The following is a 12,660-nucleotide window of genomic DNA, read 5'->3' as shown; positions in this document are numbered from 1 at the left end:
AACTCGGCTGTTCTGTTGCGCTGCCGGCTTCTCGAGCGACGTCCTTCACAGGGAGGAGTCGTGCCGAACATCGAGGACGAAGACGTCGGTGAACCGGTGGGGCGGGCGAGCCTGTTCGTCTATCTGACGACCCGCTTGTCTGCCGAGTACCGGGCCATCATGGATCTATTCACCGGGCCGTTGCTGGCCGACCTTTCCGCGGCGGAGGTGACGCTTCAGCTAGCGGAACGAGGTGTCGGCTTGTCTGTCGACGAGGTCACTGAGCGGTGCGAGCGCCTGCAGAGCTGGGGCAATCTCGTCCGAGGCGTCCGCGATGCCAGAGTCCCCACCGTCCGTGATTTCCTCCGGTCCCGGAGCCGCTACCAGGCCTCCAAGCTGGGCGGTCGTGTTCATCGTGACGCCGAAGCTGTGCTCGCCGCGGGTGAGGGAGCGCAGGAAGTCGCGCGGGAACTGCTCGGGGCGACCGTCCAGGTGCTCGACCGGATCCTCGATCGGTTGTGTGCTCCGGATCCCGCCCCGGACGCCCTCGCCGGCGATGTCACGACCATTTTCAACAACCAGCGGCTGTTCAACGAAAGCGTCCGGGACTTCTACGCCTACTTGAACGCGGTCCTGTCCCGATACGACCTGGCAGGTGACGAGTACAGACAATTCAAGGAGCTGTTGCTGGAGTACATCGACCTCATCACCGCCGACGTCTCCCGCCATGCGCCGGCGATCACGGTGCGGTGCGACCGGATTCTGCCGCAGCTTGACCGGGTTCTGTCCATTTTGAGCAGGCTGCCGACGCTGATCATGCCTGACGGGACACCCGCTGATCGCATGCCTGGACGGGCTCGTGCGGACTGGGAGCAGCTTCATGCGTGGTACAGCGGTGGTGACGGACGGTCCGGTCCCGAGACACTGCGTGCGGCGGCAGACCAGGCGCTGCGACAGCTGCTCACCAACGCGAAACGGATGCTTGCCGCGGCTGGGACCGGAGTCAGCCGACGAGCCGACCTGCTCAAACTCGCCGGCTGGTTCGACCAGGCGGGAACCGAGGACGCCCACCGGCTCTATGCGGCCGCTTTCGGGGTCTTCCCCGCCCGGCATCTGTTCGGTGGCCCGGAGGAACCGAGCCCTCGGGACGGAGTGAACACCTCGTGGTGGGACGCGACGCCGATCGACGTTCCGATGAGCCTTCGGGATCGAGGTGACCGGCAAGCCCGGGGCAAGAGCGCCGCCGTGCCGGATCCTGGGCTGGACGAGGAGCGGCTGCTCCGCCTGGCCGAGGAGGAGGCCACGGCCAGGCGGATGGCCGCTGACGAACTTGTGGCCGCCGCTGTTCTGGACGGAGCCCGAGTCAGTCCCGCCGCGCGAGACCTGCTTCTCGCGATGCTGGGGTCCTTGTTGGCGAAACATCAGGAGCTCTCGGCCATGGTGATCGAGTCCGACTCGGACCTCGAACTGGAGATTACCGCCTGGGCCGAGCCTGGCACCCGTACCCGCGTCATCGCACCGGACGGCACGGTCATCGTGCACGACCTGGCCTTGCGTGCGCGCCGAAGCCCCGAAGCTCATGCTGGTGAGGAGGGGAGAACGGCGTGACCAGAAGGGCAACGGGAACACATGAGCACGAGGTGGCCGATCGTCGCGCCGCGGCCAGAGAACTGTTGATGCATCCGATTCTCACCTCGGCACGACATCCGGAAAAGTTGACGCAGGTCCGCAAGCATGCCGTTCAGTTGAAGCGGATGTTCACCACGACTCTCGGTTACCAGCTCGTCGTCGAGCCGACCTTCGCGAGGTTGCTCAAGACGCCGCTGAGCCCTGCTACATCCACCCGCCCGGCAAAGTCCCACACCGGCAGACCGTTCGCGCCGCGTACCTACACATACCTGGCCCTCGTCTGTGCGGGTTTGCTCGCGTCGACGACAGCGGACCAGATCCTGATGAGCGCTCTGGTGGAACAGGTCCGTGCAGACGCCGTGACCGCAGGAATCGAGGTGGAGGACTCGATCGCCGAACGGCGTGACCTCGTACGAGCCATCGGCCTGCTCGTCGAATGGGGGTTGCTCACCGAGACGGACGGCTCAGTCGCTGGATGGGAGACCAGACAGGACGAGGCGTTGCTGGACGTCCATCGCTCGCTCCTGCCACATTTGCTGACCCGGTCGATGAGCGATGTCGTGTCACCCAGCCAGTTGATCGGCGGTTCGCACGGCGACGCGGCCGGGGCGGAACAACCTCGCCGCGGCCTTCGGAGAAAACTGGTCGAGAATCCACTGGCGAGGCGAGAAGATCTCACGGAATCCGAGCGTGACGTGCTCTCGCGCGAACGACGAGAGCTGACCCGGATGCTTGACGAATCGTTTGGGCTCATCGTCGAAGCGCGTGCTGAAGGAGTGCTTGCCTACGATGTCGAGGAGCGGCTGAGCGACGTCGCTTTTCCCGGTGTCGGCACGGTGGCGCACGCGGCTCTGCTCTTGATCAACGCTCTCGCCGACGACCTGACCGCGAAAGCCGCCGACACCGTGGTCGTCAGAGGCCGGACCGTACCGGGGGTCTTCGTGCCCTGGCGCGTCGTGGACTCGAACGTCGAGCTTCTCATCGAACAGTACGGACGGGCTTTCGGCAGTGGTTACACGGCGGATCCGTCGGTGTTGAGGGCCGAGGTCGTCAGGCTGCTCGAATCGATGAGCCTGGCCGTGTCCATGGAGGGCGGGCTCGCACTGCATCCCGCGACAGCCCGGTACCGGCCCGAACCCCATCGAGCGCCAGCCCGGACGCGGGCGATGGGAAGGCTCGATGAGGACAGTCAAGAAGCGTTATTCCCAGTAGAGCCTGACCCACGTGGAGCGAACTCATGACCGACGTGGCCATCGAGACACTGGAGCTGGCGCCACCGAAGCATCATCCCGGACGGTGGAGGCTGGCGAGAGCGGGCATCGTCAACGTGTGGAGCTACTACGACGCCATCTTCCAGTTCTCCGGCGGCCGCATGATCCTGCGCGGCACCAACGGATCCGGCAAGAGCCGCGCGTTGGAGATGCTGCTGCCGTTCCTGCTCGACGCCGATCGTCGCAAAATGGACGCCACCGGTTCCGGCAAGGTCCGCCTCGAGGACCTGATGCGTCACGCAGCGCAGGAGCAGGTGAACCGGTTGGGGTATCTCTGGCTGGAGCTGCGCCGCAACCTCGGCGATACGGGCGACGAGCACCTCACCGTCGGTGCGCTCGTGCGGTTCTCGTCCAGCACCGGCGAAGCCAAGGCGTGGTATTTCACCACTCCGTTGCGGGTTGGCACCGACCTGCGGCTGATGGACGACAAACGCCGGCCGCTGTCCCGTGAGCAGCTCGGACAGCTGATCGGGGTGGACAGGATCACCGATCGGCCGGAAAGCCACCGAGAGACGATCGCCACGCAGGTGTTCGGTCTGACCGGAGCCACCGGCAAGGAGAGGTACGCGGGCCTGCTTCAGCTCTTGCACACGCTCCGTGCTCCGGATGTGGGCAATCGCATCGACGAGGGAAATCTGCCCAAGATCCTCTCTGACGCGCTGCCGCCCCTGTCCGAAGTGACCGTCAGGGAGGCTGGCGAACGCCTCGACGCCCTGTCGGACTCACGTGAAGAACAGCGACGACTGGTCGAGGCGGTCGAGAAGGTCGACGGCCTGCTGGATGTCTACGGGCGGTACGTCGTCGGGGTGCTGTCCGAGGCGGCCGACCATGCCAGGTCGATGGCGGAGAAGGCGTCCGAGCTGGCTGCGGGAGAAAGCAAGGCAAGGGACGAACACGCGGATCTGCGCGAGCGATACGAGGCGGTCACCAGAGAACTCGAAGAAGCGAAGGAACGCGAGACCGAGCTGCGCTCGACGATCGACGGGCTCAAGGAACTACCCGCTTACCAAGCTGGGTTGGATATCGAGAATCTCGGTAAACGGGTCGAGGCGCTGGGACGGGCCGCGGAGAGTGACTTCAACGCTGCGAAGGCACGCCGGGCAGACGAAACGCGAGCAGTGCTTCACGCTGAAGATCTCGCGGACGAGATCCGTTCCTTCGCGATTCAGGCCGATGCGGTGCTGGCCATGGCGCGGCGATGGCTCACTTCAGCGGAAATGCCGAATGCCGTGTTGCCAGTGCGGATCGCGGCCGATCTCGCTGAGCACCCCGAGGACTACGAGCAAATCCGTTGTTCGCGCGACGACGCCTCGCAGAGCGTGCTGAGGCCGAAGCCACGCTCGATCGTGTTAAACCCTGCAGAATCCAACTCGGCAGCGGCCACGGCTCGCGAAGTCGGTGGGGCCGCAGGAAGGCGTGCGGGGGAAGCCTCCAATCGACGGGACCGGGCTGTGGCGATCGACCTCGCGGCAGAGAAGCTCCGGCATGTCGAACAGCAGGTTGAAGAACTCGACGGCAACGCCGAGGAAGATGCCGAGCTTGCGGAGCAACGGGCGGGTCAACGCGACGACACGGCGCGGGAGCTTGCCGCGAAGTGGCGCCGGTGGACCGAGGACGAGCGTACGCGTGCTGTCCTGGGCGAGATGGACTGGGCGGAGACAGCCGTCGGCGTGCTGCTGGTGGACGCCGACGCGCTGGCAGGAACCGGGTTCGATGACGGACTCGCCCATTTGGACTCCGTCGCAGGCGAAGCGGCGGGACCTGCGCGCAAGGCGATCGCGGTTCGCCAAGTGAAGGTGGACCAGGCGCAGGAAGCTGACGACGGGGTAAGGCTGCAACTGCTCGCAGAGCAAGAAAACCTGCGAGCAGAGCATGATCCGGAACCACCCGCTGCTCCTTGGCGGCGAACCGGGCCTGCCGGGTCACGACCGCTGTGGCGGCTGGTGGAGTTTGAGGAGAATGTTGGGGATGCCGAGCGTGCCGGACTGGAGGCGGGTTTGCTGGCCGCTGGTTTGTTGTCCGCATCCGTCACCGCGGATGGTTCCCTGCTGGCCGGCGACGGGCAGGTGCTGCTGACATCGGAGGCACTGCAGGCGTCCACCGCGTTGACCGAGGTGCTCGGCTGGGACCCTGCGGGTGGTCTGACCGAGGACACCGTCTCAGCTGTGCTCGCCCGGATCGGGCTTGGGCCCGGGCACAGCACCTGGGTCGGCACAGATGGCTGCTGGGGCAATGGACCCCTGCGAGGCAAGCACGACGTCGGTATGGCCCGCTTCATCGGGGCGCCCGCCCGCGCGAAGGCCCGGGCCGAGCGGCTCGCGGCGATCGAAAGGGAACTGGCGGAACTCGATACTCGGGCCGCCGAGCGCGATCGCGAGCGCGAGCTGATCGGTACTTCGGAGCGCGAACTGCGCGAGCATGTGCGGTCCGCTCCCACAACCGGCGTTCTCGCGACTGCCCGGATCGAGGCACGCGCCGCGATCGAGGCCTCGGTCAGGTCCACGCGAGTCGCCGCCGAAGCGGCCGAGAAGGCACGGCGATTGCGTGATGAGTTGGTCGCTGATCGCCGTGCTCACGGCGAGTTGTGCGCACGATCGGGGCTTCCCTCGGATGTCTCTGGCCTGATCACAGTCATCGAGTCGGCGGGGGAAGCCCAGCGGTCTTGCGGCCGACTGGCCGAGGTCCTCGACTCGATGTACCGCGGCCGGGCCAAGCACGAGAAGGCGGTCTCCGATGCCGAAGCCGCTGCCGAGAGCCGACGTGATGTCGAGGATGTCGCCGGGGAGTCCTGGCGGGTTTGGCACGAAGAGCACGGGAAATTCGCCGCCCTGGACGAAATGCTCGGTGGCGAGGCCAAGGAAGTAAGGAATCGGGTACAGCACGCCGAACGAGAACATGCAGCGGCCCGATTGTCGGTAAGAAGGCTCGACGAGAGCGAGCGGAACCTAGACAGAGCGATCGCGGCCGCAGCGGCCAATGTCGACGATCTGCGTCGAAAGGCCGGAGAGGCAGCGGCGGTGATGACCGAGGCCATGGACCTCCTGACTCGGCAGGTGGCCTTGCCAGGCGTCGCGGAGGCCGCCACTCCTGGCTCGGACCTCGTCGGACTGTGCCGGCTGCCGGCGGAGGCGACGACTAAGCAGATCGAAGAGACCGCTGCCGCCGTTCGGCAGAGTGTGGGCGCCGCGGCGCATCGGGCCAGCGAAAGCATGTTGATGCGTGCGGTTCAGCAGACGGCGAGCGATCTGACCACGACGTTCGATCTCAACTCGGATATCCAAGACGGACTCTGGCTGATCGACTTCAGCGACGCCACAGGGCGTCGGCCGGTGGCACTCGCCGCGGCGAAGTTGCGTGAGCAGGCCGAACGTGCCGCCGGTGCTTTGACCGAACGTGAGCACCGGGTTTTCACCGACTTCGTCATCGGGGGCGTCGGCGAAGAACTGCGACGTCGGCTGGGGCAGGCGGACGGGCTGGTGAAGGCCATGGACCGGAGTCTGCGGGATATCCGGACCAGCCACGGCATCGGCGTTCGTCTTCGGTGGGAACTGGTGGAACCCAAGGAAAGCGCGGTCGCCCGGATTCGCGAACTGGTCACGGAAAGCGCCGCGGTGCGCCCGCCGGAACACACCGATGAACTCATCCGGCTGCTGAAGGAACGGGTCGACGAGCGGTTCAAAGACGATGAAGCGGCCGGCTACAGCGAACACCTGCGTGCCGCGCTGGACTACCGGCAATGGCACCGCGTGGAGGTGTCCATCCTCGGGCCGGACGCCGGGCAGATCCGGAAGATCAGCCGCCGCGCAAAACTGTCCCAAGGCGAGACCCGTTTCGTCTCGTATCTCGCGCTGTTCGCGGCCGCCGATGCCTACCTGTCCGGTCTGCCGGACACAGGTTTCGCGTTGCGGATCATCCTGCTCGACGACGCGTTCGCCAAGGTCGACGACAGGACGATCGGCGAGTTGATGGGATTGCTGGTCCGGATGGACGTCGACTTCTGTATGACCGGACATGCCTTGTGGGGAGCCTATCCGCAGGTGCCGAGCTTGGACATCTACGAAATCCGTCGTGCCGAGGGGACGGCGGCCGTCGCGACGCACGTGCACTGGGACGGCAGTGCGCGGCACTACCTCCGGTCGGCGGGCGGGGCGTGAGCGACGGCATTCCCGCGAAAGCCCGCGAGTATCTGGCGCGGCCCGGGTTCGCGGGTCTGTGGCGGTCCTTGCGGAAGCGCTTGGAAAACAACGAACTGGCCATCCGCGGCTGGGTCGTCGTCGAGCTGGACTATGAGGCAGCCGAGGATGTGTCCGGCCTGCTCGGGCGGTTGATCGGGCCGGGTAGGGCCAGAGTCTCGTTGACCGACCTCGATGCGGCCCTGCGTTCGTCGGCGGTGGCACACGGCTTGGTCACCGTCGTGGGCGAGATGACCGGCGGGCCACTCACCGACCGGAAAGCAGTCAGCCGAACCCGGCGTGAGCAAAAGCTGGATGTCTGGGCTCGGTGGGAGGCAGCGATCGCGGACTCGGGGCTGGACGCCGCCCCGTGGGTATCCCGATGGCAGGAGGGTGTGCGACGCGCAGGCCTGATCAGCCGTGCCGGGAACGACGTGGACACGGTGATCCGGCGGACGGTCGCGGTCTTGCGAGCCCTTTCGGAAACCATTCCTTTGGGTGATCGTGACGCGACCGCGATGGCCGAGGCGCTTCCGGCTGCGCCCTCCTTCGAGTTATCCGAGCTCGCCGGTAGGGCCTGCTCGGACGCGCATGCACTCGACGAAGGACAGCTCACCGCCGCACTGGTGCTCCGTGCTCTTGCCGCCGCGACCGGCGAGTCCGTTCCTAAAACGTCGGTGGCCCGACGTGAGCTATGGGCTTTGTCCGGCGTCACTCCGGACCGGGTGTCGGGAACGGTTATGGCCTGGTCCGTGCGGCCGCCCGGCGAGCACCTCTGGGCCAGGTCGATGCGAGATCGTGCCGACCTCGGCTTGGTCAGCCACGTGACGCTCCAGGAATGGCATGCCGCAGCGGACCGGCTGTGGGCAGCACCCGGTGAGCAGGTGTTCGCGTGCGAGAATCCGCAAGTACTCCAGGCCGCCGCGCGTGCGGACGTCAAGACCCCGTTGTTGTGTACTTCGGGCAACCCGGCGACGGTGGCGTTGCGCGTGATCGACTGCCTGATCGCGGGCGGCGCTGTCGTCCGCTACCACGGCGACTTCGACACAGCAGGTGTACGGATCGCGAAGCGTCTCTTCGAGCGAGGAGTCCGCCCTTGGCGCTATGCCGTCGAGGACTACTTGGCTTCGATCGACAGGGCGAGACTGCCACTCACCGGTACAGTTCCTGTGACCCCGTGGAGTCCTGGCCTCGCGTCGGCAATGGAAGCGCATCAACTTGCGGTGCACGAAGAGGCCCTTCTTGACGTGCTGCTCGACGACTTGGCGAGTGGCAGCGCCGCTCAATGGTCTCTGGGGTCCAGGCACCCGGGGATGTAGCCATGGCCTGCCTCGCGATGAACGGTGGGGTGGGGATCTTCGGCAAGCCAAAAGCCGGCTTCGACGAGATGTTGGAGATCGCGCGGGCAGTGGCCCGGTGAGCAGGTTGTATGGCGTGTCGCCGATGAGAATGGTGTGGCGGTCCATAGTGCCGCGCCAGGGATACGTGGCCTTAGTTGATCGACTCCGCCGCCTACGAAGCGCTCAAGCCTGTCGTTCATTGCCGATGCCAAAGACATCAATGCCTCTATCGTCGCTTCACGGGATGACGCGACGATCCAGCGGATGAGCTGGAACTCCGGTTGGTGCAGGTGACAGAGCTCGGTCAGCAGAGCGGTCTTGCCGACGCCGCCGAGCCCGGTGACACGACAGTGGGCGTGCTGTCCAGCTGGTGCCGCAACCGATCAAAGGTCGGTCTCATGTCCGAGGAGATGGCTGAGCCGAGGACGGACCCCAGCGAACTTCGGGAAGTGCGGCGAAGGGCCGGGAAATGCACGTCGCCGTAGACGGGGCTGGACGACGTCTCCGGGCAGGTCGCCGTGGATGGAGTTGTTGACATTCTCCTCCGGCATCGGGTCTGGATACCTCAGAATGCCAACGAGGTTTGCCTACTCGGTACTGTCGACTTGGTCAGGTCGTGTACGACTGAGGGAGTGAATGTGCCGGATCCGGTTCTTGTGTCCATCGCTGCGGCCGCGGCCGGGCGAGCCATCGCTGGTTTGTACCAGCTGATCAAGAAGCAGTTCGCGGACGACGAGGTGGCGACCGCGGTGCTCGAAGCCGTGGAAGGGGCGGCCGAAGACTCGGTCGAGGTGCGAGACCTCGGCGTCGCGTTGGAGCAGGCGGAGGTGGCCGACCCGGACTTCAGTGAACGCCTGCGTGCCCTATGGCAGCAAAATGCCGACAACAGCGGTGTGACCAACCAGATCTCGGGCACCGTGCACGGCAACGTGGTCCAAGCGCGCGATATCAGTGGGGGGATCACTTTCTGATTCGCCGTTGCCGGCCAGCGGAGGGTCGAAGGAGTACGGCGGCCACGGGAACCGCATCGATGGCTCTGGCCACGGTTCGGTGGTACAGGCCAACGTCATGCACGGCGGGGGTTCACTTCCTGCCCGGCGGGCCGGGCTATGTCCTGGAGTTCTGTAAAGACGTGGATGGCGCCTTGAGACAGCTGATCCGGGCTAGTCCGAGCCACCTTCTCGATCCGCGGTCGGAGGCCGTCTCGTTCCGTTCCCGGTCGTTTGAGCAAGGGAAGCTTCGGTCGTGGCGTGACGCACCCGGTGACCTGTCCCTTGTCGTCCTCCATGGCCGTGCGAGGCAAGGCAAGAGTCGGCTCGCCGCGCAATTCGCGCGTGAGTCTGTCGAGGTGGGCTGGGCGGTCGCCGATGCCCCTCGCGCGTTCAGGCGGGCGTCGAATCAGGTGGCGGTAGAGCAAACCCTGCTGATCGTGGTCGACCACGCCGATCAGGGGGCGAAGGATCAGCTCGCCGACGGTCCGGATGCGTGTCTTGTTGCTATTCGGTCGCCTGTTGTTCCGTTGGGAGTGTCTTCATGATGGCGCGTGCTTGTTCGCGTAGCAGGAGTTCCTCGTCGTAGCTGTATGTCCCACGGCGAACGCGGCTGAGATAACCCAGGGTCAGTGCTTCGCTGTGTCTGTCGCCGAGTGATCGGAAGATGGCCAAAGCGGTGGCATGGATGTTGTCGGCTTCTTGCCAGCGTTCGAGAGCTTGCAGGGCCTCGCCAAGTGCGTTGAGGACTCCGCCCTCGCGGGGTTTATCGTCGAGTTGCCGGAATATGCGGATTGCTTCTGTGGAATACTTGATCACTGAATTCTGGTCTTTCACGTGATCGCTGATGGTGATGAGGTGTTCCAGTGCCGAGAGTTCGCCGGTGCTGTCATCGAGTTTTTTGCAGATGGCCAAGTCACGTTGGTGGTACTCGGCGGCCTCCTGCCATCTGTTGAGGGTCTGGTATGCGGCGCCGATATTGTTCAATGCGGTGGCCTGTAGGTGGAGATCGCCTAGTGTTTCGAAGATGTCGAGGGCCCGCCTGTGCCGTCGAATGGCTTTCAGGGGGCGTTGGAAGTGGTGATCGGTCAGGCCCAGGTTGTCGAGTGCTGTTCCCTCGAGGTGCGGCAGGTTCAGCTTGCGGGCCAGGTCTGCTGCCTGCCGGTGCAGGGTGGCAGCGTCGCCCCATTCATTCAGATCTTGCTGGGACAAGGCGAGGTTGTTGAGTGTGGACGCTTCGCCGTGGCGGTCGCCTGTTGCCCGGAACACGGCGAGCGCCTCACGATGACATCGGGCGGCGTCGTGGTGGCGATCGATATTCTGATGGGCCAAGCCGAGATTGCTCAATGATGCTGCCAGGCCCTGCTGCTCACTCAATTCCCGGCAGATGGAGATCGACTTTTCCGCGTAGTCGGCGGCGGTCTCCCACTGGTGTAAGTACTGATATATTCTGCCAATGCTGTTAAGTAGCATTCCCTCGCTATTCCGGTTAGGGATCCGTCGAGCGCAGGCCAAAGCAACACTGTGCGTGGTAAGCCATTCGTGCACCATTTTTCGCAGGTCGAAATAGTGGTAGAGGTGGTTTGTCAGGTTGATAGCGTAGGCGTCGGCGCCGAACAAGCTGGTCGTCTTGACAGATGCCACCAAGTTGGGATATTCGGCATCGAACCAGGCGACAGCCGACGCCCGGGCAGCCGATCGCGTGCCGCTGGGCGCAGACTTGGCGGAATTCAGGCTTTCGCCGGCAGCCGTGCTGGAGGACAGGTAGTAGCCCAGGAGTCGCCAAGTCGCCGCGGCCAAGTCATTGCCAACCTCGGGGCCGACCGCATGGACTGCGTTCTCGGCGGCGTGGAGCCGGAGCAGATCGTGAATCTGCCATCGGCCAGGAACGGGTTGCTCTAACAACGACAGACGTTCCAAGGCCCGGAGAATGGTCCTCAGCTGACCGCCGGGCAGGTCGGCGAGTTCAGCCGCGGCGCGAAAGCTGACGTCGACGCCGGGAGCACAGCAGAGAAAGACAAAAGCGCGCAGTTGTTCCGCGGACAGCCCTCGATACGACCAGGAAATCACGGCAGGGAGATTCGCGGCCCGATCACCGTCGTCCAGGGCGCTCAGGCGGGTAGCCTCGTCGCGCACTTCGGTGGCGAGATCCCTCAGCAGGAATCGAGGGTGGTCCGCGGCCCTGGCGGAGACGATGCTCAGAGCCAGCGGAATGCCACCGCAGCACTCCACGAGAGTGTCCACGGCGCCGGGTTCGTCGTCGACGCGCCGGCTACCAAGGCGAGCCGACAGCAGCTGGCGTGACTGCGCCGCCGACAAGCACCCCACGGAAAGCACGCGAGCACCGTGTGCCGTAACCAACCCTGGTAGACGATGGCGGCTGGTGACCAGGACAACGCAGGAGGCGCTACCCGGCAGCAACGGCGTGACCTGGTCGGCGTCCGCGGCGTTGTCTAGGATGATCAGCATCCGGCGCCTCGCGACGAGACTCCGGTAAAGCCCGAACTGGGCATCTGTGCCGATGGGCATGCGTTTCGCTTCGACGCCCAGCGCGTTGAGGAAGCCGCGCACGACCATCGCGGGAGGCGTGGGCTCGCCCGTGGGTGCGAAGCCGTGAAGGTCGACGAACAACTGGCCGTCCGGAAAGCGATCGAGATAACGATGGGCCCACTGCAACGCGAGCGTGGTCTTACCCACGCCGCCGATTCCGGCGAGCGCGGTTACTGCTGCCTGTTGCTCACCGGCGCGATCGACGGCTTCGGTGATGGCCGCCATCTCTTCAGCGCGGCCTGCGAAATACGTGGATACCGGTGGTAACTGCCGGGGGACCGGCGTCGACGCTTGGGAGTGGACGTGCACGTCGCCTGCGATGGCGCCGGTCTGAACCAGGTTGCCGGTGACCGGACCGGTATGGACATTGCGGATCGCCGGTTGCCGCTCTTCGTTTGGCGGCGTGTCGGCGTTAGCCGTCATCGGCACCTCATATCATGGTTCGTTCAGATCCATACGGTGTCGGCCTACCGTAGCGGTCAGCTGTGCCGAGGTGGACTTGTGCCGTCTGCTGCGGTGACTGCGGCTGCTCTGCGACCGCTGATACTTTAGGTCTTCGTCGAATGTTTCGATGAAATAGTTGTCAGGGAGTGGGCCGGCCACCAGTGAATTCACCGTAACCTTACTCGGCTGGTAACACTCTTCGAATGTCTGGTCGAGCAGGCCTCTCGCGCCGCGCAGCGGCGTCGTCGAGGGCTACAGCAAGTTCGGCACCGTCATCGAGAACGGC

Annotated in this window: 6 protein-coding genes; 5 read left to right on the top strand and 1 reads right to left on the bottom strand. The window is 65.1% G+C overall.

Annotated features, from left to right (window positions below):
- Positions 1–60 precede the first annotated feature (60 nt).
- The 5 genes from ACLJRM_RS41805 to ACLJRM_RS41785 all read left to right on the top strand — a co-directional run bounded on the left by ACLJRM_RS41805 (position 61) and on the right by ACLJRM_RS41785 (position 9,362).
- On the top strand, positions 61–1,587 hold the full coding sequence (locus ACLJRM_RS41805; protein ID WP_410666195.1) for a DUF2397 domain-containing protein: 1,527 nt from the start codon (positions 61–63) through the stop codon (positions 1,585–1,587).
- On the top strand, positions 1,584–2,849 hold the full coding sequence (locus ACLJRM_RS41800; RefSeq protein ID WP_410666194.1) for a TIGR02678 family protein: 1,266 nt from the start codon (positions 1,584–1,586) through the stop codon (positions 2,847–2,849). The genes ACLJRM_RS41805 and ACLJRM_RS41800 overlap by 4 nt, the downstream gene beginning before the upstream one ends.
- On the top strand, positions 2,846–7,033 hold the full coding sequence (locus ACLJRM_RS41795) for a TIGR02680 family protein (RefSeq protein ID WP_410666193.1): 4,188 nt from the start codon (positions 2,846–2,848) through the stop codon (positions 7,031–7,033). The genes ACLJRM_RS41800 and ACLJRM_RS41795 overlap by 4 nt, the downstream gene beginning before the upstream one ends.
- The gene (locus ACLJRM_RS41790) at positions 7,030–8,370 is read left to right on the top strand and encodes a TIGR02679 family protein (protein WP_410666192.1); all 1,341 of its coding nucleotides are present in this window, start codon (positions 7,030–7,032) and stop codon (positions 8,368–8,370) included. The genes ACLJRM_RS41795 and ACLJRM_RS41790 overlap by 4 nt, the downstream gene beginning before the upstream one ends.
- Before the next feature lie 659 nt (positions 8,371–9,029).
- The gene (locus ACLJRM_RS41785) at positions 9,030–9,362 is read left to right on the top strand and encodes a hypothetical protein (protein WP_410666191.1); all 333 of its coding nucleotides are present in this window, start codon (positions 9,030–9,032) and stop codon (positions 9,360–9,362) included.
- 525 nt (positions 9,363–9,887) lie between these two features.
- On the opposite strand, the gene ACLJRM_RS41780 is transcribed toward ACLJRM_RS41785, so the two are convergent.
- Positions 9,888–12,353: a tetratricopeptide repeat protein gene (locus tag ACLJRM_RS41780; RefSeq protein WP_410666190.1), complete on the bottom strand. Its 2,466-nt coding sequence runs from the start codon at positions 12,351–12,353 to the stop codon at positions 9,888–9,890.
- Positions 12,354–12,660: the final 307 nt, after the last annotated feature.

This window comes from Amycolatopsis sp. lyj-84, assembly GCF_046549075.1.
Classification (GTDB): domain Bacteria; phylum Actinomycetota; class Actinomycetes; order Mycobacteriales; family Pseudonocardiaceae; genus Amycolatopsis.
This window is presented reverse-complemented; position numbering and strand designations above follow the sequence as displayed.